This window comes from Bradyrhizobium sp. USDA 223, assembly GCF_044909005.1.
In the GTDB taxonomy this organism is placed as follows: Bacteria; Pseudomonadota; Alphaproteobacteria; order Rhizobiales; family Xanthobacteraceae; genus Bradyrhizobium; species Bradyrhizobium yuanmingense.
Genome location: NZ_JBIYDR010000001.1, coordinates 4113531 through 4137281 on the forward strand (window position 1 = coordinate 4113531; position 23751 = coordinate 4137281).

General features: G+C 64.0%; 21 protein-coding genes and 1 pseudogene. 10 read left to right on the forward strand and 12 right to left on the reverse strand.

Features of this window, described 5'->3' with window-relative positions; translation table 11 throughout:
- The first annotated feature begins 1 nt into the window (after window position 1).
- From fixJ to ABIA40_RS18980, 3 genes are all read left to right on the forward strand, one after another.
- A complete protein-coding gene (fixJ, locus tag ABIA40_RS18970; protein WP_157280953.1) occupies window positions 2-619 on the forward strand; it encodes a response regulator FixJ in 618 nt (205 codons plus the stop codon).
- Between the two features lie 43 nt (window positions 620-662).
- Window positions 663-1079, forward strand: coding sequence for a response regulator transcription factor (locus ABIA40_RS18975; protein WP_271545567.1), 417 nt, complete (start codon window positions 663-665; stop codon window positions 1077-1079).
- A 103-nt stretch (window positions 1080-1182) separates the two neighbouring features.
- A complete protein-coding gene (locus tag ABIA40_RS18980; protein WP_404542797.1) occupies window positions 1183-1881 on the forward strand; it encodes a helix-turn-helix domain-containing protein in 699 nt (232 codons plus the stop codon).
- A gap of 42 nt (window positions 1882-1923) precedes the next feature.
- On the opposite strand, the gene ABIA40_RS18985 is transcribed toward ABIA40_RS18980, so the two are convergent.
- The 4 genes from ABIA40_RS18985 to ABIA40_RS19000 are packed head-to-tail and all read right to left on the reverse strand — an operon-like array spanning window position 1924 to window position 7827.
- Window positions 1924-3237 carry an MFS transporter gene (locus ABIA40_RS18985; protein ID WP_275496725.1) on the reverse strand — a complete coding sequence of 438 codons (1314 nt, stop codon included), beginning with the start codon at window positions 3235-3237 and terminating at the stop codon, window positions 1924-1926.
- 23 nt (window positions 3238-3260) lie between these two features.
- Entirely contained in the window at window positions 3261-3782 is a 522-nt protein-coding gene (locus ABIA40_RS18990) for a PRC-barrel domain-containing protein (protein WP_271545572.1), read from the reverse strand.
- Window positions 3783-3800: 18 nt separating this feature from the next.
- Window positions 3801-6005 carry an amylo-alpha-1,6-glucosidase gene (locus ABIA40_RS18995; RefSeq protein ID WP_271545574.1) on the reverse strand — a complete coding sequence of 735 codons (2205 nt, stop codon included), beginning with the start codon at window positions 6003-6005 and terminating at the stop codon, window positions 3801-3803.
- 58 nt (window positions 6006-6063) lie between these two features.
- Entirely contained in the window at window positions 6064-7827 is a 1764-nt protein-coding gene (locus ABIA40_RS19000; protein ID WP_157280949.1) for an ABC transporter ATP-binding protein, read from the reverse strand.
- Window positions 7828-8102: 275 nt separating this feature from the next.
- On the opposite strand from ABIA40_RS19000, the gene ABIA40_RS19005 reads away from it, so the two are divergent.
- The gene (locus tag ABIA40_RS19005; protein WP_271545576.1) at window positions 8103-9173 is read left to right on the forward strand and encodes a glycosyltransferase family 4 protein; all 1071 of its coding nucleotides are present in this window, start codon (window positions 8103-8105) and stop codon (window positions 9171-9173) included.
- Between the two features lie 241 nt (window positions 9174-9414).
- Here the strand turns inward: ABIA40_RS19005 and ABIA40_RS19010 are convergent, their stop codons facing one another.
- The 3 genes and pseudogenes from ABIA40_RS19010 to ABIA40_RS19020 form a co-directional block, all read right to left on the reverse strand.
- On the reverse strand, window positions 9415-10695 hold the full coding sequence (locus ABIA40_RS19010) for a TRAP transporter large permease (protein WP_246732131.1): 1281 nt from the start codon (window positions 10693-10695) through the stop codon (window positions 9415-9417).
- A gap of 219 nt (window positions 10696-10914) precedes the next feature.
- Window positions 10915-11718: pseudogene (locus tag ABIA40_RS19015) on the reverse strand (TRAP transporter small permease); the annotation flags it as partial.
- Window positions 11654-12424, reverse strand: a complete 771-nt coding sequence (locus ABIA40_RS19020) for a methyltransferase domain-containing protein (protein ID WP_271545578.1) — start codon at window positions 12422-12424, stop codon at window positions 11654-11656. The gene ABIA40_RS19020 and the pseudogene ABIA40_RS19015, both read right to left, overlap by 65 nt.
- 141 nt (window positions 12425-12565) lie before the next feature.
- Here ABIA40_RS19020 and ABIA40_RS19025 point away from each other — a divergent pair, with 141 nt between their 5' ends.
- On the forward strand, window positions 12566-12880 hold the full coding sequence (locus ABIA40_RS19025; protein ID WP_271545580.1) for an SDR family oxidoreductase: 315 nt from the start codon (window positions 12566-12568) through the stop codon (window positions 12878-12880).
- Between the two features lie 188 nt (window positions 12881-13068).
- Here the strand turns inward: ABIA40_RS19025 and ABIA40_RS19030 are convergent, their stop codons facing one another.
- The 4 genes from ABIA40_RS19030 to ABIA40_RS19045 form a co-directional block, all read right to left on the reverse strand.
- On the reverse strand, window positions 13069-13677 hold the full coding sequence (locus ABIA40_RS19030; protein ID WP_275496730.1) for a hypothetical protein: 609 nt from the start codon (window positions 13675-13677) through the stop codon (window positions 13069-13071).
- A gap of 24 nt (window positions 13678-13701) precedes the next feature.
- A complete protein-coding gene (locus ABIA40_RS19035; protein ID WP_404542802.1) occupies window positions 13702-14331 on the reverse strand; it encodes a hypothetical protein in 630 nt (209 codons plus the stop codon).
- A complete protein-coding gene (locus ABIA40_RS19040) occupies window positions 14328-15371 on the reverse strand; it encodes a TAXI family TRAP transporter solute-binding subunit (RefSeq protein WP_271545586.1) in 1044 nt (347 codons plus the stop codon). The genes ABIA40_RS19035 and ABIA40_RS19040 overlap by 4 nt, the downstream gene beginning before the upstream one ends.
- A gap of 61 nt (window positions 15372-15432) precedes the next feature.
- Window positions 15433-17058, reverse strand: a complete 1626-nt coding sequence (locus ABIA40_RS19045) for a hypothetical protein (protein WP_271545588.1) — start codon at window positions 17056-17058, stop codon at window positions 15433-15435.
- 1261 nt (window positions 17059-18319) lie between these two features.
- Between ABIA40_RS19045 and ABIA40_RS19050 the strand changes: the two genes are divergently transcribed.
- Window positions 18320-18751, forward strand: coding sequence for a pyridoxamine 5'-phosphate oxidase family protein (locus ABIA40_RS19050; protein ID WP_157280943.1), 432 nt, complete (start codon window positions 18320-18322; stop codon window positions 18749-18751).
- A gap of 14 nt (window positions 18752-18765) precedes the next feature.
- Entirely contained in the window at window positions 18766-19041 is a 276-nt protein-coding gene (locus ABIA40_RS19055; RefSeq protein ID WP_271545591.1) for a hypothetical protein, read from the forward strand.
- Window positions 19042-19059: 18 nt separating this feature from the next.
- On the opposite strand, the gene ABIA40_RS19060 is transcribed toward ABIA40_RS19055, so the two are convergent.
- Window positions 19060-19989 (reverse strand): helix-turn-helix domain-containing protein, encoded by a 930-nt coding sequence (locus tag ABIA40_RS19060; RefSeq protein WP_271545592.1) that lies wholly within the window; start codon window positions 19987-19989, stop codon window positions 19060-19062.
- Between the two features lie 472 nt (window positions 19990-20461).
- On the opposite strand from ABIA40_RS19060, the gene ABIA40_RS19065 reads away from it, so the two are divergent.
- The 3 genes from ABIA40_RS19065 to ABIA40_RS19075 all read left to right on the forward strand — a co-directional run bounded on the left by ABIA40_RS19065 (window position 20462) and on the right by ABIA40_RS19075 (window position 23748).
- The gene (locus tag ABIA40_RS19065) at window positions 20462-21412 is read left to right on the forward strand and encodes an AraC family transcriptional regulator (protein ID WP_157280942.1); all 951 of its coding nucleotides are present in this window, start codon (window positions 20462-20464) and stop codon (window positions 21410-21412) included.
- A 98-nt stretch (window positions 21413-21510) separates the two neighbouring features.
- The gene (locus tag ABIA40_RS19070) at window positions 21511-22500 is read left to right on the forward strand and encodes an alpha/beta fold hydrolase (RefSeq protein ID WP_271545595.1); all 990 of its coding nucleotides are present in this window, start codon (window positions 21511-21513) and stop codon (window positions 22498-22500) included.
- 42 nt (window positions 22501-22542) lie between these two features.
- Complete coding sequence (locus ABIA40_RS19075; RefSeq protein WP_271545597.1) at window positions 22543-23748, forward strand: NAD(P)/FAD-dependent oxidoreductase; 1206 nt, start codon at window positions 22543-22545, stop codon at window positions 23746-23748.
- Window positions 23749-23751: the final 3 nt, after the last annotated feature.

The window sequence follows — 23751 nt, forward strand, 5'->3', positions numbered from 1 at the left end:
CATGACGACCAAGGGACATGTTTACGTCATCGACGACGACGCGGCGATGCGGGACTCGCTGAACTTCCTGCTGGATTCCGCCGGCTTCGCCGTCACTTTGTTCGACGACGCGCTCGCCTTTCTCGAAGCCCTGCCCGGCCTCGGTTTCGGCTGCGTCATCTCCGACGTGCGCATGCCCGGCCTTGACGGCATCGAGCTCTTGAAGCGGATGAAGGCGCAGCAAAGCCCGTTCCCGATCCTGATCATGACCGGTCATGGCGACGTGCCGCTGGCAGTCGAGGCGATGAAGCTCGGGGCCGTCGACTTCCTGGAGAAGCCGTTCGACGATGACCGGCTCACCGCCATGATCGAGTCGGCGCTCCGCCAGGCCGAGCCCGCCGCCAGGAACGAGGCGCTCGCACAAGACATCGCCGCCCGCGTCGCATCCTTGAGCCCGCGGGAGCGCCAGGTCATGGAGGGGCTGGTCGCGGGCCTCTCCAACAAGCTGATCGCCCGCGAATACGACATCAGCCCGCGGACCATCGAGGTCTACCGGGCCAACGTCATGACCAAGATGCAGGCGAGCAGCCTTTCGGAACTGGTTCGCTTGGCGATGCGCGCAGGCATGCTCGAGGATTGAGGCAGGTCAAGGTGGCTTCACGGCGCCGTGCTAACCAGACAGCATGGTTGATGTCAGCCCACATCTTGCGCGGCCGTCGTCCTCCCCACAACCCACCATCTTTGTGGTCGACGATGATGCCGCAGTCCTCGGATCCCTGCGGTTCCTGCTGGAGACCGACGGCTTTTCCGTGCGGACCTTCAGGAGCGGCACGGCGCTGCTCAATCTCGGCGCCGCGCCCGGGCCGGACTGCTACGTCATCGACTACAAGATGCCCGACATCAACGGCATCGACCTGACCGGCCGGCTGCGCAAATCGCACCGCGACGCGCCGGTGATCCTGATCACCGGCTACCCCGACGAGAACATCTCGGCCAGGGCCGCGACAGCGGGCATCAAGGACGTGGTTTTGAAGCCGCTTCTCGACGAAAACCTGGTCAAATGCATCCGCCACGCCATCCAGGACCGCCCCGGGGCGTGACCTACGGGACTCTACGTAAGTAAACATCCCTAAGATAACGCGCGAAATTTCCGGATTGCGTGTTTCATCGTAGCAGTGCTCCATCACAACGGAGATGGCGCAGATGCTGACCCAGACGCTCAACACCCAGGCGATCAACACCCAAGTCGGTGGCAAGATTGCTCCTGCCCACCCCGTTACCGACCAGTTCGGCGCCATCGCGGGCCATGTCGGCCTGGCCGCCACCGAGTTCTCCTACAGCAAGGACGAGGAGATCTATGGCGAGGACGAGGCGGCCGAATATGTCTATCAGGTCGTCACCGGCGCGGTGCGCAGCTACAAGCTTCTCTCCGACGGCCGCCGCCAGATCGGCGCCTTCCATCTTCCCGGCGACGTGTTCGGCCTCGAATCCGGTCCCACTCACCGCCTCGCCGCTGAAGCCATCATCGACACCACCGTTCGCCTCGTGAAGCGCGCAAGCCTGGAAAAGGCCGCCGGCACCGACGTGCAGGTCGCCCGCAAGCTCTGGGCCATGACCGCCGGCGAGCTGCGCCATGCCGAGGACCACATGCTGCTGCTGGGCCGCAAGACTGCGATGGAGCGCGTCGCGACCTTCCTGCTCGAAATGGACCGCCGCCTCGCCGTCGCCGGCATGATGGCGCTGCCGATGTGCCGCCGCGACATCGGCGACTATCTCGGCCTCACCTTGGAGACCGTGTCGCGCGCGCTGTCGCAGCTTCACGCTCAGGGCATCCTCGGTTTCTCCGGTGCCCGCCAGATCGTGCTGCGCAACCGCCAGCGCCTGCACAATCTCGATGCCTGATCCCAATCTTCCTCCCCACCGACTTTGGCCGGCTGAATTCGTTCAGCCGGCCATTTCTTTGGTGGCGGTCAGACCCGTGCGCCGCGTCTCCGGCATCACAAACAGGATCAGCAGGAGTCCCGCTGCCGCAACGCCGGACAGCCCGATGAATGCGGTGGCATTGCCGAACTTGTCGCTGACATAGCCGCCAAGCACCGTGCTCAGCGACGCGCCGATGCCCGTCGCGGTGCCGACGATCCCCTGCGCCAGATTGAAATGCCCGCTGCCGAAGGCCACGTCGGCGACGATCAGCGGGATCATCACCGCGAAGACCGCCGCGGTGATGCCGTCGAACACCTGCACCAGCACCAACAGATACGGATCGCGAACGGTCGCAAACAACAGGCCGCGAATCGCCAGAGCACCGAATCCGATCAGCAGCAAGGGCCGCCGGCCCCACGCTTGCGCCTTGCGCCCGACCGTCGGCGACAGCAGCGCCACGATCGCTTGCGGAACGACGATGCAAAAGGCGACGAGCACGGTCGCCCATTGGCTCGATCGCGCCGTCACCGCGCTCGCCATCAGCGGCATCATCGCGGCATTCGCCAGCTGCAGCAGCAGCACGCTGAGCGCGAACACGATGAGAGGGCGCTGCCGGATCAGGTGCCAGATATTGGGGTCGCCGCGCTCGGCGGCTTCAGGCGGCAGCTCGCCGTGACAGCGCCTGATGTCGACCTCGTTCTCGCGGATGCGCGACAGAGCGATCAGGGTTGGAATCACGAGCAGGAAGGTGACCAGGAAGACCGAGCGGCTCGATAACAGGTAGCCCGCGGTGCCCATCACCGCCGCCGCGACGCCGTTCCCGAGCGAGGCGAAGCGCGCGTTGCGCCCGAGCCGCTCGCCGATCGCGAGCGGGCCGACGAGGCCGAGGCTGATCGCGGCGATCGCCGGCCCGAGCACGCAGCTCGCCATCGCATGCAGCGTGGCGGCGGTCACCACGACGGCGAAGATCGGCATCGCCGCATAGGCCAGCGCGCAGGCGCCGATGGTCGCGATCGCGAGGGCGGCGACGAGGCGCTCCGATTTCGCGGCATCGATGATCGCGCCGCCCGGCATCTGGCCAATCAGGGCGACGATGCCGCCGATCGACAGCACGAACCCGATCTCGACCTGGGTCCATTTCTGCGTCGTCAGATAGACCGCGATGAAGGGACCGAATCCGGTCTGCACGTCGGCGAGGAAGAAGATGAACCAGTCGAGGCCGCGGAGGCTCTGCCGCGACGGGGCCGGAATGCCCGCAGCCGCCGGCTCCACGACGTTGTCCTGCTCGACGACGCCGCCGCGATCTGCATGGTTCGGCTTCCTCGATAACAACACGGGCGGTCAGCCCTCCCTGCACCTCACTGGATCGCTTGCAGCGGCTGAAGGCTGCCGGACGCGCCGAGCACGACGATCGGCGTGTCCTCCTTGTATTCCGGTGCGGCCGCGACCTGCGCCTTGGTCAATTCCAGCGTGATGCTGTCCTTCTTGTTGGCGATCTTGCCGAAGCGCAGCGCGTTCCAGTCGACGACGATCTTGCGGCTGCCGACTCCGAGGAAGCCGCCGAAATCGATCGCCGCAGCGCGGACATGACCGGTGCGATCGACGATGACGTCGACGATGCGACCCATGTCCTCGCCGGCGGCGCTGCGAACGTCGCGGCCGAGAACACCGTGGGCCTCGCTCGCGCCGATGATGGTCACCGATGGCGGTGGCGCGGCGTCCTTGGGCGTGACGGGCACCGTGGAAGCCGGCGGTTGCACCGTTGCCGGTGCCTTTGCTTCGCTCGGGGATGCGGGCGGCTCCTCGGCCGCGCGCGATCCGGCGACCGTCAAGCCCGCGACGATCGCCACGCTCAGGATCAACCATCCGGTCGCACGCATGAACTCCTCCTCGCGCCTCTAGCGCGCCAGCACGATCGAGACCTGGATCTGACCGCGCGTGCGCAACACTTCCAGCGCCACGTCGTCGCCGTGACGGCTGACGCGAAGATCGACGCTGGATTCGCCGAGGCGCAGATCGTGCAGGATCACCTCGTTGAGGAACGCCGGCAGATGCGGGTTGCGCAGGCGAATTTCGCCCCGCGCCACGTCGAACTCGAGGCCGAGCGCCGCTTCCAGGAGCGTGAACGGCGTGGCGCTGGCCCAGGCCTGCGGTGCGCAGGCGACCGGGTAGAGCGTCGGCCCGCGCCGCTTCTCGCGCCGGAAGCCGCAGAACAATTCGGGCAACCGGCGCAGGTCCATGTAGGTCGCGGCATCGAACAGACCCTTGAAGACATGCGCCACCGAATGCTTGAGGCCGTAGCGCGCCAGGCCCAGCGCGATCAGCGCGTTGTCGTGCGGCCAGATCGATCCGTCATGATAGGACATCGGGTTGTAGCGCACCTCGCCTTGCGCGACGGTGCGGATGCCCCAGCCCGAGAAGAAATGCGGCCGCATCAGATCGGCGGCGACGAGACGCGCGCGGTCCTCGCGGACCATACCGCTGAACAGGACCTGCCCGGCATTCGAGGTCCTGACCTTGCAGGGCCGCTTCTTGCCGTCCAGCGCAAGCGCATAGGTGCCGAGCTCCTCGCACCAGAACGCCTGCTCGAAGCGCTCGGCGAGCGCCTTGGCTTCGGCCTCGAGCTTGCGAACGCGGTCCGGCTTGCCGAGCCGCAGCGCGCAACGCGCGGCGAGCTGCTTGGCGGCAAAGACGTAGCCCTGGACCTCCGCGAGCGCGATGTTGCCCTCGGCAAGCCGGCCGTCGGCATGGAAGATCGCGTCATAGGAATCCTTCCAGCCCTGGTTCGCCAGCCCCTTCTCGGTGGCACGCTGGTATTCGACGAAGCCGTCCTGATCGGGATCACCAGGACCGTCGATCCAGGCGAGCCCCGCCTCGATCGCGGGCCACAGCTCGATCAACGTGGCCTTGTCGCCGGTGCGCTCGAAATAGCTGCCTGCGAGCAGCACGAACAGCGCGGTCGAATCGACGCTGCCGTAATAATGCGCGAACGGCACTTCCCCGAGCGCGGCCATCTCGCCGCCGCGCATCTCGTGCAGGATCTTGCCGGGCGCGGCGTCCGCGAGCGGATCGACCGCCGCGGCCTGGAAATGCGCGAGCCGGCGCAGGACGCCCTTGGCAATGCGCGGATCGACCCAGAGCATCTGCAGCGCGGTGATGAGGCCGTCGCGCCCAAACGTCGTCGAGTACCAGGGAATGCCGGCATAGGGATAACGTCCCTGTGGCGTCTCGGTCATCAACATGTTGAGGTCGGCCATGGCCTGGCACAGCACCTCGTTGAAGATGTTGTTGGAGGTCTCGATGCTGGCCGCGCCAGCCGTCTGGTGCCGCATCTCGCGGCGGTGCGCCAGCAGGCCCGGGAAGAACCGCACCGGCTTTTCCGCGAGCGGCCGGTTGCAGGACACGGCGACGAACAGCGATTTGGCCTGGTGCGGCTCCAGGTCGAGCTCCCAGGTCGCGGCATCGACCGAGAGCCGCGTCGGGCGCGGATCGAAATGCAGCCCGGTGGTCCGCTCGGTGTCGTCCAGACCGCGATATTCGAACAGGACGTCGGTCGGTCCGAGCAGCCGGCTCGTTCCGATGCCGCGGCGCGGTCGCCGCTCGCCGCGGACCTCGAACAGATCGGCGAAGTCGTTGCCGAACAGCAGCGTCAAGTTGAAGCTGGTGCGCCCTTCGCCATGGTTCTGCACGCCGATGCGCTGATAGGCGGTGCCGCGCCACAGGAAGATCGTGCGCACGATGTGCAGCAGGTCCTTTTGCAGAACGAGGCTGCCCTGCCGGTAGATGTCCGGATTGGTGAGGTCGACGGTCAACGCCGAATTGTCGTCGCGCAGATTCGAGCCGAGCAGCAGCGGCTGGAGATCGTCGAGCACGAGCTCCAGCCGCGCAAGATAGCGCGTGTCATGATGGAACAGCCCGTCCGGCCCACCGGCGGACGCGCCGATGTCGCCATGGCTGTCGAGCACGATGAAGGTGTCGTCGTGCTTGAGCGAGCGCCGCGGCCGGGCCGAGGGCCCGGTCATCGGAATGTAGAAAGGCTGTTCCGCGACCTGTTCCGAGGTCCGCGTCACGGAGACGAACTGGGTTACGGCTTCTGCCGACATGAGCTGCTCCCCTGCGCTTGATTCGAAACGCGACCGACTCGAGAACGCGACTGTTGGTCTACGCGGCGGCTTGCGCGAGCCGGCTCATTTCCTGCGTGACCAGCTCACGATACGGCCCGTGGCCCTGCATCAGGCGCTCGGGCGAGCCGTCCTCGATGATCTTACCATTCCTCAACACCACGACGCGATCGAAATTGCGCAGCGTCGCGAGGCGATGGGCGATCGCGATCACGGTGCGGCCGCGCATCAGGCGCGACAGCGCCTCGCGGATCGCCTCCTCGGATTCGCTGTCGAGCGCGGCGGTCGCCTCGTCCAGCAGCAGGATCGGCGCGTCCTTCAGAAAGGCGCGCGCGATGGCGATGCGCTGGCGCTGGCCGCCCGACATCTTGACGCCGCGGTCGCCGACCATGGTGTCGAGGCCCTCGGGCAGGCTCTCGACGAAGTCGCAGCGCGCCGCGATCGCCGCGCGCAGCACCTCGTCGTCGGTCGCGTTCGGCCGGCCGTAGCGGATGTTCTCGCGAATGGAGCGATGGAACAAGGAAATGTCCTGCGGCACGACGGAAATCGCCTCGCGCAGGCTCAGCTGCGTCACCTTCGAGATGTCCTGGCCGTCGATGGTGATGTTGCCCTCGTCGACGTCGTAGAAGCGCTGCAGCAACGTGAACAGCGTCGACTTGCCGCCGCCGGACTGGCCGACCAGTCCGACGCGCTGTCCGGGCTGGAGGCGCAGGCTGAAGCGCTCGAAGATCTTGTCGCTGCCGGGATAGCCGAAGGTGACGTTGTTGTACGCGATGGCCGCGCCGCTCTTCACCAGGGGCTCGGCCTCGGGGTGATCGCGGAGCTCGTGCGGCACCAGTAGCGTGGCGATCGCCTCGGTCAGACGCGCGACGTGCTGGGTGACGTCGACCAGCGCCACCGCGAGATCGCGCGTCGCGCTCAGGATCGAGATGCCGAGCGTACAGACCAGCACGACGTCGCCGGTCGTCGCCTGGCCCTTTTGCCAGAGCGAGATCGCCCAGGCCATCAGCGCAATGGTCAGAAGCACGGTGATCACGGCATGCAACAGCCGCAGCTTCTCCAGATAACGCAGGCTGCGGCTGCGCGCGGTCAGCTCCTGGTTCACCGTCGCGTCGAACCGCTCATGCTCGTGGGTGATGCCGCAAAAGGCGCGCACCAGCGGCATGTTGCTGATGACGTCGATCATCTCGCCGTCGACCAGCGCGGCCTTGTCGGCGAAATCGTCATGCAGCGGCTTGCCTGCCGCGGCGAGACGAAACATCGCAACCACCATGCCGCCCGCGATCGCGATCAGGCCGAGCGCCATATAGGGACTGACGGTTCCAATCAGGATGATTGCCGCAATTGTGGCAATGCACGGCGGCAACACATTCCAGACGAACATGTTCTCGACGGTGAACACCGCGTTCGAGGTCGCGGTGATGCGGCTCGTCAGCATGCCGGGCATCCGGTCCGAGAAGTAGCTCGGCGCGTGGCCGGTCAGATGACGAAATATGTCACGCCGTAAATCGCCCGTGACCCGGACGAAGGTGAAGCTCGCTGTCCAGCTCGCGATCCGCCACAGGAAGTTGTCGGCGGCAATGAGTGACATGAGCAGAATGAATGCCAGCCATACGCCACCGCCATACGAGGGACCGGCGGACAAGGCGTCGACCAGGGCTTTCACGCCATACTGGGTGCCTACGGAGCAGGCAACGGCCCCCACGACCGCGGCCAGGATCACCAAATGCGACGCGAGACGACGCCGGAGATAGCGCAGGACAAAGGCAAATGGCCTACGCGCGTACCCAGAAAGCTGATCCATATGGCTGTCGCCCCGTTATGCTGGTTTTTCGTTTCGTTACTGGTCGAGTGAACATCGACCGCTTCGCCTCGGTTCCCGGGCAATCCCATCACGACATGCGGATGCGGACGATCTGCGAAGATGTAGTGGCAGCATCGCGACGCTTCCCCGACGTGTCGAATATGTAACGTTCGCGGGAAGGAACTTCGCAGGTGCGGGAACGTTCCCTCGTCTGGCATTGCCGGTGCCGTAAAGGCGGGGGTTTCAACATTCATGATCGCAGAGGAGATGGTGAGATGCGCATCGCGCAGGTAGCTCCGTTGACGGAGGCTGTTCCACCCAAGCTGTATGGCGGCACCGAGCGGGTGGTGCATTGGTTGACGGAAGAGCTGGTGGCCCTGGGCCATGACGTGACGCTTTTCGCCAGCGGCGACTCGCGGACATCGGCCAAGCTCGATGCATTATGGCCGCGGGCGCTTCGGCTCGACGGTTCCGTGCGCGATCCCAACGCGCTGCACATGGTGCTGCTGGAGCGGGTGCGGCAAAAATGTGACGACGAGGAGTTCGATTTCCTCCACTTCCATCTCGACTATTATCCCTGGTCGTTGTTCCACCGCCAGCCGACCCCGTTCGTGACGACCTTGCACGGCCGGCTCGATCTTCCCGAGCATCAGCCGGTCTTCAATACCTTCACCAAGATGCCGGTCATCTCGATCTCCAATGCACAGCGGCGGCCGGTGCCGCAGGCGAACTGGGTGACGACGATCCACCACGGCCTGCCGGAGAATCTGCTGACGCCGAAGCCGGCGAAACAGGAATACCTCGCCGTGCTCGGCCGCATCGCGCCCGAGAAGGGCGTCGATCGCGCCATCAAGATCGCGACCCATTGCGGCATTCCGCTCAAGATCGCGGCCAAGGTCGACCGTGCCGACCAGGATTATTACGACGAGCTGATCCGGCCGATGATCGAGAACAATCCGTTGGTCGATTTCATCGGCGAGATCAGCGATCACGAGAAATCGGATTTCCTCAGCAGCGCGCTCGGCCTCTTGCTGCCGATCGACTGGCCGGAGCCGTTCGGCCTCGTCATGATCGAGGCCATGGCGTGCGGAACGCCGGTCGTCGCCTTCAACCGCGGCTCGGTGCCGGAGATCATCGACGAGGGCCTCACCGGCTTCATCGTCGAGGACGTCATCAGCGCCGCGGGCGTGGTGAACCGGCTTCCGCAACTCGACCGCACCGCGATCCGCAAGCAGTTCGAGACGCGCTTCACCGCGCGGCGCATGGCCCTGGACTACCTCGCCGCCTATCGCAGCCTGACCGAGGCGCAGGCACCGCGGATCAAGCTGGTGAGCAGCGCGGAGTAGGAAGGCAACGTAGGCGCAAATCTCATGGCCGGGCGAGTACCGGCCATGATTTGCGTAAGCGCCCGGCCCTATCAATTCGTCATTGCGAGCGCAGCGAAGCAATCCAGGATCTTTCCGCGGAGGGACTCTGGATTGCTTCGCTGCGCTCGCAATGACGGAGGACTTGGCGACGGCCTCCTACCCGACCCTCGCCCGCTTCGGTTCGACGATCTCGAACATCCTTCCTATGCCTGTCGCACCGCTACATCCCCAATAGCCGCGGCAGCCACAGCGACAGGCCGGGCCAATAGGTCACCACCACGAGGAAGCCCAGCATCGTCAGCAGCCACGGCCACACGGCGACCGTGAGCTCGGTGATCCCCATCTTGGCGATGCCCGAGGCGACGTAGAGATTGAGGCCGACGGGCGGATGGCACAGGCCGACCTCCATGTTGACCGTCATCAGGATGCCGAAATGAATCGGGTCGATGCCGAGCTTGACCGCGACCGGAAACAGGATCGGCGCCATGATCAGGATGATCGATGACGGCTCCATCACGTTGCCCGCGAGCAGCAGCAGCAGATTGACAAGCAGCAGGAAGCCGATCCAGCCCAGGCCCTGGTCGATCATCCATTGCGCCAGCGCCTGCGGCACGTTCTCGTAGGTCATCAGGAACGAGAACAGCACGGCATTGGTAATGATGTAGAGCAGCATCGCCGAAAGGTTGGCCGACGACAGCAGCACGCGCGGCACATCGCGCAGCTTCAGGTCCTTGTAGATGAACACCGCGACGATGAAGGCGTAGACCGCGCTGACGGCGGCCGCTTCAGTCGGCGTGAACAGGCCGCTGTAGATGCCGCCGATCACGATCACGATCAGGAGGATGCCCCAGATCGACTTGCGGAACGCATCGAGACGCTCCATGAAGGTCGCCTTCGGCATCCGCGGATAGTCGTTGCGCCAGGCGCGATAGAACGTCGTCATGCCGAGCAGCGTGGCGAGCGCAAGCCCCGGCACGATGCCGGCGATGAAGAGCTTGCCCACCGAGCTGTTGGTGGAGACGGCGTAGAGCACCATCGGGATCGATGGCGGAATCAGAATGCCGAGCGAGCCCGACGTCGTGATCACGCCGGCGCCGAACCGCTTGGGAAAGCCTTGCGCGACCATCGCGGGCAGGATCACCGAGCCGATCGCCACCACGGTCGCCGGCGAGGAGCCTGAGATCGCGGCGAACAGCGCGCAGGCGACCACGCCCGACAGCGCAAGGCCGCCGTACCAATGGCCGACCAGCGAGGTCGCGAAGGTGATCATCCGCCGCGCCACGCCGCCATGGGTCAGGAAGTTGCCGGCCAGGATGAAGAACGGGATCGCCATGATCTCGAAATTCTCGATGCCGGTGAACAGCTTCAGCGCCACCGATTCGGTTCGCACGTCAGTCAGCGTGAACATGAAGCTGAGCACGGTCAGACCCAGCGCGATCGAGATCGGCATGCCCGTCAGCATCAGCGAGATCAGCAGCGCGAACACGATGAAGACGCGCAGGCCCTGCGGCAGCGTGATGACGTGGCCGGCATGCGCGAAGCACAGCGCGACGATCAGGACCGGCAGCAGCATCAGGATCCAGCCGAGCGGGCTGCGCTCGTCCCGGACCACCTGGGTCGGCGTGACCGGCGCCGGATGCACCGGATCCGCCTCGACACCCTCGACGCCCGCCATATCGTGATGCGGCAGCTCGCCGGTGCGGTAGAACGACCAGGCGACCTGCAGGAAGCGGAAGCACATCAGGGCGGAGCCGAGCGGGATGGTGAGATACACGAACCACATCGGCGCTTCGAGGTCGTTGGACTGTTGGCCGCTGTGCCACATGTGGGTGACGAAGGCGGCTCCGAAATAGCCGACGATGGCGGTGAACAGCGCGCCGCACAGCAGGCCGAAGGTGATGATGCGGCGGCGCGAGCCGCCGGGCAGGATGTTGACCAGCACGTCGACGCCGACATGGATGCCGGTCCGCACGCCATAGGCGGCGCCGAACTTCGCCATCCAGATGAACATGTAGATGCAGAGCTCCTGCGCCCACGACAAATCGAGCGCAGCGAGCCAGGCGAACGTCGCGCGCGCGGGCACGGCGAGGAAGGCGAGGTTGCGGGCTTCCGCCCACTTGGCGATGTCGATCGACAGCCCGGCGCCGTAACGGTGCAGCACCGCGACGAAGATGAGCGACGTCGCAGCCGCGATCATCGTCGCGATCAGCCATTCCTCGAGATGATCGAGAAAACGATTCAGCACACGCAGCAACTTGTGTCCCCCCATTGGATCGTTCAAGCGCAACGGTCGGGAGCGCAATTGCCCCCGACCGTTGGTATTGTTGCTATTGGGCCGCAGCCGTCGGTAACAACGAGAGCTAAGCGCTGCCAAGCTAACGTGATGACCGCCGAATGCGCAAGCCGGCATCCGCGCGAGTCCAAGGCAACGCATGCTATGCCGCATTGCGGCAGCGTCATCAGCCTTTGCGTTGCGCGACCATGAAGAGGCGCCGGAATGGGAACAGCGTCTGCCCCGCCGCATTCTTCGGATAGGCCCTTGCGACGCGCATCCCGTAGGCGGCTTCGAACGCGGCCTTCTCTTCGCCTTGGAGAACGTCGAGATAGCGCGTCAGCCAGGTGCCCTTGGTCCATTCCTTCACGGGATTGTCGCCTTCGAGCACCTGCAGATATTCGGTCTCCCAGATGTCGATGTTGGCCGACATCGGCGCGAGCAGATCGTGATAGAAGGCCGGCCCTTCCACCGGCGGCGGGGTGACGAGATGCTCCACCTTGGACCGCCATGGGCCATCGAGCGCAGTCTCGCCGATCAGCACATGCGACGGCGCGAGGAAATTGCGCGGCATCTGCACCGCGAACATGCCCCCAGGCGTCACCTTCTCCATCAGCGACGGAAACAGCGCCGCATGATTGGGTAGCCAATGCAGTGCGGCATTGGAATAGATCAGGTCGTACTGCCCGACGGGACTCCAATGGCCGAGATCCTCATGTGACCATTCCACGTCAGGGGCGGCCTTGCGTCCTGCCGCGACCATCTCCGCCGAGCCCTCGACACCGGTCACGCGCGCCTCCGGCCAGCGCTCCCTGATCAATTTGGTGACGTTGCCGGCGCCGGCGCCGAGATCGGCGATCGCGCGCGGGGCAAAATCCGGAATCCGCATCAACAGGTCGACGGCCGGCCGGAGCCGATGGCCGGAGAACTTCAGATATTGCTGCGGATCCCAGACCATCCTTCGACGCCTTTTCCTTCGCCAAGGCTCTTGCTCCTTCGGCAAGGCTCTTGGTTACCACTGCTCGTCTCGGTCGGGCAATTCGCAAAGCCCACGGGATAGGGCAGAAAACGAACAACAAAAGCAGAAGACCAAGGGAGCGTGCGACCATACCCGCCGGACTATCGCGAGCGTTTTGCCGAGGAGGAGATCCGGGTCGGCTATTGGGGTGAACCGGAAGATCTCGCTGCACTCGCGGTGTTCCTGGCCTCACCCGTGGCCCGGTACATCACGGGCACTGTGATCCCGGTGGAGGACTGCGGCGGTATCAGTTCTAAGGCGGGACTTCGTAGCGGCCTTCTGGCACGCCGCCGACAGTTTGATTGCTACAAGGTAAGTGCACTCCCTCTCCCGCTTGCGGGAGAGGGCTGGGGAATGTTTCCGCAATGGGATAGCCCCGACAGGAGAAAGCCCTGACCCGCGCCGGAGCCTGTCGTCGGGCGCGCCGTCGGCGCGGCCAGGTGGCGTGACCTCTCCCGCATCCGCCTTCGCCAAGGCTTCGGCGGACAAGAGCGGGAGAGGTTGCACCGAGCCCATGGCAATCGATTCAACCTAAAGCCATTCCGCTCCAACTGCGCATCCGACGGCCTCATTGTCGCCGGACCTCACGGTTTGACGTAGCTCCAGCCTTGTTCCTGCAACTCCATGACGCGGACGACACCCGATTTGACCACCGTCGCCTGCGGAATCAGATTGACGTCCTTGCTCTCCGCCTTCCGCATATTTTCCTGGGTGTTGCCGCAGGCTTTGAAGGAGATTTCGGGATTGCTCATCGCGAGCACCTCGATGCGTGGCTTTACCGGCGAGGTATCATCGCGCAGCATATGAAGACCCGGACCGAAGGTGACGATCTCGATTGACACTGGTTCACCGAGATCGCGGTAATATTGCGCGACATTGCTCGCATTGTTGAGCGTGAGGTTCATCATCGCGGGGTCATTGGAATTGACCTGCAATATCAGCTGATGCGGCTTTCTGGCGATCTCGGGCTTTGTCGCCTGGGCCATCGCCGCCCTGGTCGCAGGGGATTGCTTGCTCGTGCGAGTCTGTCCCGGCTTGCTCGCCTGCGCCTGTCTACCCGGTTGCTTCGGATTGCTTACTTGATTCGTCGCGCTCGAGTGCGGGTTGAACTGGTTGTCCAGCTCCGCCTGCGCGTCTGATCCGACCAGGAGCAGCATCGCCATCGCTGCCATCGCCAACTTCAGATTGATCATCTCGTGTCTCCCGTTCCCTGACCATCACCTTCCTGGTCTGGCGACGCTATGTGGCCATTTGCATGCAGCCGCCATTCTCCTACGCACCTTCTCGAATCCGCTGAGCAGGAATTGTCCGTCTTGCACCTGACCCGTGCGGGCGAAAAGGCGCACGACGATGTGACCCTCGTCGGGTAGCGCGTTCAGCAACTTTACGACGTCGCCCCCGAAAGCGACGCCGGAGCCGAATGACGGCGATGCTGCCGCGAGTTGCATCGGCGTGTCCGCATTCAGCCGAACGGAGATGACGTATTCGTTGGCGCTCCGTGACAGCGCCGATCCGGCGACCGTGACTTCGGTGCGGCCTTTGCGGCAGTGGATTGCGAGCTGCATCGCGGCTCCATCGGAGCCGCTGACAGAGTATGTGGTGGCGGTGACGATCGGCGAATAGTCGACCGGCGAGGTGGTCTCGCTGACTAGCCAATTATCGTCCGACACCCGCCGGGCAGGCCGTGACAACTTACGTGATGAATCTTGAAGACATTCCTGCCGGGCCGATCCGTCCATGCCCGAACAAGCCCGAAGTGCTTCCGTGGAATCGCCGGTGCTTTGCGCGTAAGCGATTCCGCAGGCAACGTTGAAGGCGACGGCGAGCGGAGCAACGGCAGCGTTCATGGCTTCGCCTGGGCGCTGCGTGCCTGGCGATCCAGCCATTCCTGCGCTGCCTGGAAGCGGGTGAGTCCCGGGATGGTTGCGGCGAGATTGATCGACCGCCATTTCGGATCAAAGCCTGGTGCCTGCAGGCGGTCGATCCGCGAGAACAGGTAATCGACGAGGCGCGCCACGCGTTGATAGCGATTCGAGCCTGGCCGCCAGTTGAACGCAACGAGCGCTGTCGGCACCGCGATGGTCGAGACCCGATCGCCCTGCTTGATCAGATTGGGATACTCGATCGCGTCCAACGTCGCGGGCAGATAATAGTCCTCGAATCTCCTGTCGTAGTGGACCGGGAGAAACTTGAATCCCGCTTCCCAACGACCGCGTACGAAGGCGTCGACGGGCTTCGATGTGATGAACACCACGGCCGACATCTCACCCTTGCGCATCTGTTCCAGGGCAAGCTGATGCGGAATGAACGTCTTGTCGACGTCGATGCCGAGGCGGCTGAAGATCAGCGGTCCGGAATAGGCGGCTGCGGTGCCCTGGGTATTGAAGTTCACTTTCTTGCCGGCAAGGTCCTGCAGGCTCGTGATCTCCGGCCGCACGAAGATGTGCAATTCGGACGGGAACAGATTGAGCAGGTAGGTGATGCGGCTTTGGATCTGCGGAACCTGAAGCTTGTACTCGTCGAGGGCGTCGGAATTGATGATCGCGGTGTCGACACCACGCAGATAGAGTAGCGCATTCAGATTGTCGGTGGCGCCCCGGGTGACGATCGGCAAAAGATGCAGCTGTGCTCCGTCGTCGACGACACGGGCCATTTCGGCCGCGAGGCGGATCGGCGCGCCCTCGAGCAGGCCGCCGGCGAGCCCGACGGTCCAGGCGTTCATCCGGTCCTTTTCTCTCTCCTGAGGAAGCGGCCGTTGGACGATTTGTGCATCCGCCTTGGCGGATCTTGCGGTTTGTGCTTCCAGGCAAGTCGGTTGAAGCAGCACGGCCATCGGCACCAGCGCGGCGAGCAGGAGCGACGAGAGCGACCTTGGCAGCTTGTTCATGTCGTTCCTTTCCGGATGCCCACTGCAACCACTCGTCCCAGCATGAATGCAAAGCCCACTCTCAGTGATGCAATGCATCCAGTCGTTCCTTGGCTCCGCGAATGCCGCTCCTCTGCGCCTTCGCGTAGAGCTCGCGCGCCTTGGCCGCCTCGCCGCGCGTTCCATAGGCGCCCCAAGCGGCCAGAACCGCTGGATCATATGTCTCCGCGAGCATGAAGGTCGCCTGCGCAATGTTCTTCTCGGCTGCGAGCTCGAGCACGATCCGCGCTGCACCGATATTGCCCTGATCGAGCAACGCTCTGGCACGCGGGATCAATCGGGCCTCCACCTCGTCCTGGCCTGGATTCGTCGGCGGCTCCGTTGCGGTCACGTTCTGCGCCGTCGACAAGATCGGGCCGTCGCTTCTTTGCGCCGCCGGGGCATGCTGATCGGTAAGGCGCGATACCGAGGCGATCTCTCTCTCCCTGGCTTCAGTCCTGCTCCGCTCCCGCTCCAGCGACTGTCGCAGTTCGGCGATTTCCCGGTTCGCTGCCTGTCTCTGCTGCGAGGCTGCATCGTTCGCCTCGCGCAGATGCCCGTTCAGCGATTCGATGACGCCGCGCGTTTGCGCAAGCTTGCTCTCCAGCGCGGCAGCATGAGCCTGTGCCTCTTCGAGGGCACGGCGTTGTTGCTCGGCGTTCGCCGTTGCCGACCGCGCGGCGTCCTCCTGTTGCGCGAGGGCTGCGTTCCTTTCGCGCTCCTGCTGCAAGGACTGCCGCAATTCCGCGATCTCCCCGCCCGCCGCCTCGCTTTGCTCCGCCGTCGCACCGTCGGCCGTAGCCGATCCGCGAGTCATGCCGGCAAGCTCGCTCGCGAGGGCGGCGGCGCGTGACTGCGCCTCGTAGCGTTCTTGCTCAGCGCTTGCCGCTATCGCCTGCGCGGCGCTCACTCGCGTCGCCAGGACGGCGCTCTTTTCCCGCTCCTGCTGCAGGGACTGCCGCAGTTCAGCGATCTCCCACGCCGCCGCATCCCTCTGCTGTGCGGCCACCTCGTCCGCCTCGCGCGCCTGCGCGATACGAGCCTCTACTTCGCGGCGGGTTCCGGCAAGTTCGTCCGCGAACGCGGCGCTGCGGGCTCGCTCGTTTTGAAGAGACTGCCGCAGCTCCTCCGCAGCAGTTTCCGCTGCATGCGTGCGCTGGACCGCCTCTTCGAGCTCCCTGCGCGCGCCGGCCAGTTCACCGGAGAGCGAGTCACTGCGCCCGTCGGCGTCGAGCCGTTGTGGCGGGCCCGCCGCGCTTGCAGAGACTGCCTGAATCGGGGCCTCGGACGTTTCGCTCTGAAGGAGTGCTGGCGATCCGGTCGCGAAGTCAGGCCGCTGGTCTAGGCCGGCGGCGCTCCCGCTGTCGATTCGAGTCATTTCGGCAGTCGGTTGTGCCTTGAACGGGTCGAAAGCACCGAGCAGGGCTACCCCAGCGAAGATAAGGGGGACCAGAACGACAGCTGCAATGAGCGAACTACCCGTCTCCTCGGGATCGATATCCTCGGTCTCACCGAACCAATGGGTCCGTGAAGAGCAGAGCGCTGAGCCGTCCTTTGCGCCCCATCTGCCCGTCTCGGGCAACCCGTGACCGAGCTCAACGGCCCCCGCCGCATCATCTATCCGGGTGTTGTCTCGACCCTTGGGTGCAGTATCGATTGATTGGCGCATGCATCACGCCTCTCTCAAGAGCAACTCCAATGGAGCGATCGCCCAGCCTGTTCGCATGGTTTCGGCACCCGATCAGAACACGCGTAGATAATGTGTTGCGGCGCGGCGACACGCCCAAATTAAATATAACAATTAACTCAAATACATATAATTTTGACCATATTCAAAAGTCAAATTAAATATACTCGTCGGATGCCGTTAAACAGCTCATACATCGCATGGAATATAGGGCTGGCACCCCGAATCTGCGTATCTGACCATGTTCTCGTCGCGTCTAGGCATGGAGGAATGACCATGCGCATTGCATTGCCGTATTTGGGAATTGGCGTCTGTTTGTCTGTTGCCAGCTGGTTGGTGCTCGGGCTTGTGCTCTAGCAGCGGTTTTCCGTAAAGGAACTCGGAATCGACCTGGGGCGGTCGCGCAAAATCACCGAACCAACGGCGCTTTGACCCTTGGCGTGTCCCGATCGCGGTCGGCGGCGTCCCTGCCGCGCGTGTCAACCAAATTTCATGAACCTTTGCTATGGTCATCAACACTCATAGGTTTAAGTCCATTCTGTTTCTTGGCCCAGCTGTTCATTTCCTGACAGTCATAGTTTAGGGCGCGTCATGAGTACTCGTGGTCAGTGCGACCGTATTGCGATTCTGCGTCAACGTGTTTTGTCGCTCAGCTCTCAACTGACGGAGCTTCAGAACCTTCGTACCCGCCTGGAAAAGGCTGAGGAACGACGAATGCGCAAGCGTTCAAAAGTCACTGGTACCTTGGCGATGCGGCGCCGATCTTGGCAGTAGGCGAGTCGACAGCCCAAGCCCGCGTCGGGAGCGCCTCAAATTTTGGGATCGTAACTCCAAGATGCGGGTCCTTCACTTGCCTCATCGGGCCCATGCCCGATACACACTCAGGCGTGTCCTTCGGTTCTTCTCGTGCCACCACAGCTGGCTCGAAATCGCCGAAAACGGCCTGGTTTGACCGCATGGGTGCGTGCGCTCGTGGTGTTTTTCGCCTCGCGGGCGCAGTACAATCATGGGCACGGTGATCCCCGTGGATGGGGACTGCGGCGGGATCAGTTCTAGAACTGCGGCGAGGAGCATCAAGAGGCCGATCGCAACACTCACGCTCTTCGAGCATGACCGCCCAACCGTCAGACCGCCGCCGGTAATAAGCGAGTCATTGCTCAACCGCGGGCGCGCACTTCGTCCCCGGCTTCAGGGAACATGGGCCCAATCCAGTCGTTGCCTCCGCTCCACTGGAGGAAAGTTCATGCCCAAGAAGTCGCTCGCCGAAATCTCAAAGCAAATGGCCGGCATCGACATCGCCATTCTCTCGACGCACACCGAGAACGGCGAAATTGCCAACCGTCCGATGAGCAACAATGGCGACGTCGCCTACGACGGCACCTCGTACTACTTCACCTACGAACAGGCGCGGACGGTGTCGGACATCCAACGAAATCCCAAGGTAGCGCTCGGATTCTCATCGGAGGCGGGCCTATTCTCGAAGGGAATCTACGTCGCGGTCGAAGGGACTGCCGAGCTGATCCGCGACAAGGCCGCCTTCCAGCAGCATTGGACCAGCGACCTCGACAAGTGGTTCGACAACGGCATCGATACGCCGGGAATTGTCCTGATCAAGGTCAAAGCCAACCGCATCACGTATTGGAAGGGCCGCGAAGAGGGCGAGGTCGTGATCTGACCGACGCGGTGATCGTGCGCCGATTCCTCGATTGGTTCTTCAGGAGCCGCGAAATCGGCGCCATCACCATCGCGCAATGGCCCAACCTCATCCTATGGATCGTGATCGTCGCCGGCCTTCTGCTTTGGATCTGGCCTTCCGCGGGAAGAGCCAGCGTCGTCCTGACAATCGTCTTCAAAGGCGGACTGATGATTTGGGGCGCCGACGAGATCGTCCGCGGCGTGAACCCCTGGCGGCGCTGTCTCGGCGCTGCGGTCGTCGTCTACGCGCTCACCACGCTTGTGCCGTAAGGGGGCGACGAAGCACGCCTAGCCTTCGCGGTTTGCTGCTCCCTGCGCATCGCGCCGCCATGCACCCGGGCTGACGCCGACGATCGCGGAGAACACCCTCGTGAAGTGGCTCTGGTTGGCAAAACCGGCCGAAATAGCAACCTCGGACAGTGAGAGACCGTGCTCACGCATCAGGCGCTTGGCGGTTCTCACGCGATGATGCAGAAGCCAGCGATGAGGAGGCAGGCCGGTCGCAGTGCGAAACGCACGAGAGAAGTGGCTGACAGAGAGGTCGAGCTCCGCAGCGATCGCCTGCAACGGCAGCTTGCCGCCGAGATCCGCTTCAAGTTTGTCGCATGCGCGCGCGAGCTGCCATGGCGCAAGCGCTCCGCGGGTGGTCTCGGCCTTGTGCCGAAAGCCTCCATAGGTCTCGGCGACATGAGCCGTGAGCGCCAGCATCATGTGGTCGACGAAGAGTTGGTTGGCCTCGCCCGGCCGGCGCAGTCCGTCGCGCAAGGAAGCGCCGATATGACGGATGATGGCATCATCGTGCCCGACGGGGCCGCAGTCGAGCGCATCGATGCGCCGCGCCCCCGACTGATCGGCGAGACCATCGAGCGCCGAGCGCGGCACGTAGAAATGCAGAGAGTGAAACGGCTTGTCGATCACGTAGCGGGGGTCGGCCTTGAGATCGTATAGATAAGTCGTCCCGGCATGGACGTCTGCCTTTGTGAGGTGACGACCCTGCTCCCAGAGCTCGCACTCCGGATAGTCGCGCAATTTCAGGCTGACGAGATAGGCGTCTTCCGCAGCAAACGAACCGGACAGACCCGGCACCGGATTGTCGTTTCGCGTTTCCGTGACTGCGATCTCGGCGTTGCGCAGCGACCGCGTCATCAGCGTGGGCGGCACATCATCGAGGCGGAGGAATGCTCCGATCCGCTCACCGTACGCGCCTGTCCTGATCATCCTGTGTCTCGTCTGTGCCGTCGTAGAGCAGGCCACAGCAACCTGCCATTTGCAGGAACCTTTATCGGTATCCCCCACCGCTGTCCACGATTGACGAAGTCGCACCCCTCCCCGATCTAATCCCATCCAAATTTGTCAAACATTTCAAATTGTTCGGTGCTTGCTTTTGGCGACGTGAGGGGCCGCCGAACCGCAGCGTCGACATCACGACTTTTCACAAACGCGCGCGACTAGCGGGCGCCCGACGCGCGCAGCAGGATCAGGCAATGCGCGGCAGTATCAGGAAAGACACAGATCTTCGCGCTGCCTAGAACCTGTAAATCAACGGCATCGGAATCTCGATGGATCGCCTTCGGACCTGATCCATCCTTTGAGCAGATCGCCAAGACCGGCTGTTCGGCCCCGCTCTGCGCGGCTGAAACGATGGTCGATTTGTCGCGCCCCAGCGACGCGCCGCCACCCGGGCAAAGCCATGAGCAAAGTCGTATTGCACGAATCTCCGAACGACATCCCCGCCGCGTCTCAAATGCGGCGCGACGTCGTCCTGTCAGGCGATCGGCCCGCTGCCGGTGAGGAGATGGCGCGGGTGCTCGGGACGATGCCTTTCCGCATGGCGCTGGACTCCTCCGGCGCCGGGATTGCTCACTGGAAGCACGAGCCCTTGCACGACGTCGTTGCGCCGATGAGCCACCACGTCATCATGGCTTACAACGGCACGGTGCAGCGCATGGAGCGACGCTCCGGGCAATCCGTCGCAATCGGGACCTTTCGCCCGGGCGTCGTCATCATCATTCCGGAGGGGTCGAGCTCCCGGTGGGACATTCCAAAACCGGTCGACGTCGTACAGCTCTACCTTCCGCAGACAACGCTGAAGCGCGTTGCGGACGAAGCCGAAGCCGGCGCACCGTCCGAACTCCTGGAGCGAACCGCACATCCCGATCCCGTCACGTCCCGCCTGCTCCTGAGCGCAGCGGACGTGCTCGATGGAAACGAAGCCCTCGACACGCTGTTCAGACAGCAACTCATGGATTTGCTTGCGACGCGTCTTCTGGCTGCGCACACCGGCTCGCCGGGCACGATCGCTCCGGCCAGGGGCGGCTTGGCGCCGAAGACGTTGCTTCGGGCGATCGAGCGGTTGCGATCCGACAGTGATGCCGACGTCTCGCTCGCAGCGCTTGCCGCCGAGGCCGGCTTATCGCGCTTTCACTTCTGCCGCGCATTCAAGGACAGTACCGGGCTTTCTCCCCATGCCTGGCTGCGCCAGCACCGGCTCGAGCAAGCCATGAACATGCTGCGCGACACCGACGCCTCCGTCGTCTCGATCGCCGTCGCGCTCGGCTACTCCTCCCAGACCGCCTTTGCCGCCGCGTTTCGAAAGCTGACGGGGGAATCGCCGAGCGATTGGCGGCGGCGCGGTCGATAGCAGCAATCGCGATGCAATCGCGGCAATCGCGCTGGGGCACGGGCAAGCCCGGTTCGCTAGACATTCATGGTGCCCCCCACCTGCAATGGAAGCAGCAAATGCCCTTGATCACATCCGTCAGTCGGCTCGCGAGCACCTCGCGGCGAAATATCCTGGCAACCACACTTCTGTACGCGGCGTCATTGACCGTCCGCTCCACCTCGGCGGTAGGCCGCGATGCCGAGAGCGCCGCGCTTTCGGTCGGCAAGAACGACGGTGCAGCCTTCGTCACCACCAGCGACGGTGTCCAAATCTTCTACAAGGACTGGGGACCGAAGTCCGCGCAGCCGATCGTCTTCCATCACGGCTGGCCGCTCAGCGCCGACGACTGGGACGCCCAGATGCTGTTCTTCCTCGGCAAGGGTTTTCGCGTGATCGCCCATGACCGCCGCGGCCATGGCCGCTCCAGCCAGGTCAGCGACGGCCACGACATGGATCATTATGCCGCCGATGTCGCCGCCCTCGCCCAGCACCTCGATCTTCGCAATGCCATTCACGTCGGCCACTCCACCGGCGGCGGCGAGGCGACGCGATACGTTGCCCGTCACGGCCGTGACCGCGTGGCCAAGCTTGTGCTCATCGGTGCCGTGCCACCCCTGATGCTGAAGACCGAGTCGAATCCCGGTGGATTGCGCCTGGAGGTCTTCGACGGCCTGCGCCGGCAGCTCGCGGCCAACAGGTCGCAGTTCTATTTCGAATTCGCGAGCGGCCCCTTCTACGGCTACAACCGTCCGGGCGCCGAGCCCTCGCAGGCGGCGATCTGGAACTGGTGGCGTCAAGGCATGATGGGCAGCGCCAAGGCCCATTACGACGGCATCAAGGCCTTCTCGGAGACCGATTTCAGCGAAGACCTGAAGAGCATCGCCGTGCCGACGCTCGTCCTGCACGGCAGCGACGACCAGATCGTCCCCATCGCCGACTCCGCGCCGCTGTCCGCCCGGCTTTTGAAGCACAGCACCCTCAAAATCTACGATCTGCTGCCACACGGCGTCTGCACGACCCATCCGGACATCGTCAATGCCGACTTGCTCAGGTTCGTGACGGCATAGCCCGGCCTTCATCCCAATCACATCACTCGAGGAAAAATCAACATGCGCATCGCCATCATCGGCGCCGGCTTCGCCGGCATGTATGCCGCCCTTTCAGCCGCCCGCCTGCGCGACATTCAGGGCGCTTCGCCCGACAAGCTCGAGATCGCGCTCGTCGCACCCGAACCGACGCTCGTGGTTCGCCCGCGACTCTACGAACCAAAGCCCGAGACCCTTACCGCACCGCTGCAGGACGTCTTCAAGGCGATCGACGTCGTTTATGTCCGTGGCCATGCCGAGGCAATCGATACCAAGTCCAAGGTGGTCGAGATCGCTGCTGCGCAAGGCACGCGGAGAAAGCTGTCCTACGACCGGCTGGTGGTCGCCACCGGCAGCCGGCTGTTCCGGCCGAACGTTCCTGGCCTTGCCGAATACGGTTTCAGCGTCGACCAGCTCGATGATGCCATTGCGCTCGATCGTCACCTGCACGGGCTGTCGAGTCGCCCGGCCTCGAAGGCACGCAATACCGTCCTCGTCGCCGGCGGCGGATTCACCGGCATCGAGGCGGCAACCGAGGTGCCGTCGCGCCTGCGCAAGATTCTCGGCAAGGACGCCCGGCTGCGCGTGGTCATAGTCGACCGCAACGAGGCGATCGCCCCGGATATGGGCGCAGGCCCCCGCCCTATCATCGAGGAGGCGCTGCAGAAGCTCGGCATCGAAACCAGGCTCGGTGTCGGCGTGGCCTCGCTCGACAAGTCCGGCGTCACGCTTTCCAATGGCCAGCAGATCGAGTGCGAGACGGTGATCTGGGCCGCCGGCATCCGTGCAGCGCCGTTGACGGCGCAGATCCCGGCCGAACGCGACCAGTTTGGCCGGCTGCTCGTCGACCGCGAATTACGCGTCCCATCGGTCAGCGGCGTCTTCGCCACTGGCGATGCCGCACGGGCGGCGTGTGACGATGTCGGCAATTACGCGTTGATGTCATGTCAACACGCGACCCGGATGGGCGCGTTCGCCGGCAACAACGCCGCCGCCGAGCTGCTGGGCGTTCCGACCAGACCCTATCACCAGAAAGCCTACGTCACCTGCCTCGACCTCGGCGAAGCCGGCGCGCTGTTCACCCGCGGCTGGGAGCGCACGGTCGAGATGGTCGGCGACGTCGCCAAGAAGACCAAGCAGGAGATCAACACGGTCTGGATCTATCCGCCCAAAGCCGAACGCGCCGCAGCGCTCGCCTCCGCCGATCCCGAGCGCGTCACGGCGCTCTAGCAA

What these genes read in the sequence shown, in the direction of transcription:
- fixJ (WP_157280953.1), top strand. Translation starts at nt 2, where the DNA reads ATGACGACCAAGGGACATGTTTACGTCATCGACGACGACGCGGCGATG.
- ABIA40_RS18975 (WP_271545567.1), top strand. Translation starts at nt 663, where the DNA reads ATGGTTGATGTCAGCCCACATCTTGCGCGGCCGTCGTCCTCCCCACAA.
- ABIA40_RS18980 (WP_404542797.1), top strand. Translation starts at nt 1,183, where the DNA reads ATGCTGACCCAGACGCTCAACACCCAGGCGATCAACACCCAAGTCGGT.
- ABIA40_RS18990 (WP_271545572.1), bottom strand. Translation starts at nt 3,782, where the DNA reads ATGCGTGCGACCGGATGGTTGATCCTGAGCGTGGCGATCGTCGCGGGC.
- ABIA40_RS18995 (WP_271545574.1), bottom strand. Translation starts at nt 6,005, where the DNA reads ATGTCGGCAGAAGCCGTAACCCAGTTCGTCTCCGTGACGCGGACCTCG.
- ABIA40_RS19000 (WP_157280949.1), bottom strand. Translation starts at nt 7,827, where the DNA reads ATGGATCAGCTTTCTGGGTACGCGCGTAGGCCATTTGCCTTTGTCCTG.
- ABIA40_RS19005 (WP_271545576.1), top strand. Translation starts at nt 8,103, where the DNA reads ATGCGCATCGCGCAGGTAGCTCCGTTGACGGAGGCTGTTCCACCCAAG.
- ABIA40_RS19020 (WP_271545578.1), bottom strand. Translation starts at nt 12,424, where the DNA reads ATGGTCTGGGATCCGCAGCAATATCTGAAGTTCTCCGGCCATCGGCTC.
- ABIA40_RS19030 (WP_275496730.1), bottom strand. Translation starts at nt 13,677, where the DNA reads ATGATCAATCTGAAGTTGGCGATGGCAGCGATGGCGATGCTGCTCCTG.
- ABIA40_RS19035 (WP_404542802.1), bottom strand. Translation starts at nt 14,331, where the DNA reads ATGAACGCTGCCGTTGCTCCGCTCGCCGTCGCCTTCAACGTTGCCTGC.
- ABIA40_RS19040 (WP_271545586.1), bottom strand. Translation starts at nt 15,371, where the DNA reads ATGAACAAGCTGCCAAGGTCGCTCTCGTCGCTCCTGCTCGCCGCGCTG.
- ABIA40_RS19045 (WP_271545588.1), bottom strand. Translation starts at nt 17,058, where the DNA reads ATGCGCCAATCAATCGATACTGCACCCAAGGGTCGAGACAACACCCGG.
- ABIA40_RS19050 (WP_157280943.1), top strand. Translation starts at nt 18,320, where the DNA reads ATGCCCAAGAAGTCGCTCGCCGAAATCTCAAAGCAAATGGCCGGCATC.
- ABIA40_RS19060 (WP_271545592.1), bottom strand. Translation starts at nt 19,989, where the DNA reads ATGATCAGGACAGGCGCGTACGGTGAGCGGATCGGAGCATTCCTCCGC.
- ABIA40_RS19065 (WP_157280942.1), top strand. Translation starts at nt 20,462, where the DNA reads ATGAGCAAAGTCGTATTGCACGAATCTCCGAACGACATCCCCGCCGCG.
- ABIA40_RS19070 (WP_271545595.1), top strand. Translation starts at nt 21,511, where the DNA reads ATGCCCTTGATCACATCCGTCAGTCGGCTCGCGAGCACCTCGCGGCGA.
- ABIA40_RS19075 (WP_271545597.1), top strand. Translation starts at nt 22,543, where the DNA reads ATGCGCATCGCCATCATCGGCGCCGGCTTCGCCGGCATGTATGCCGCC.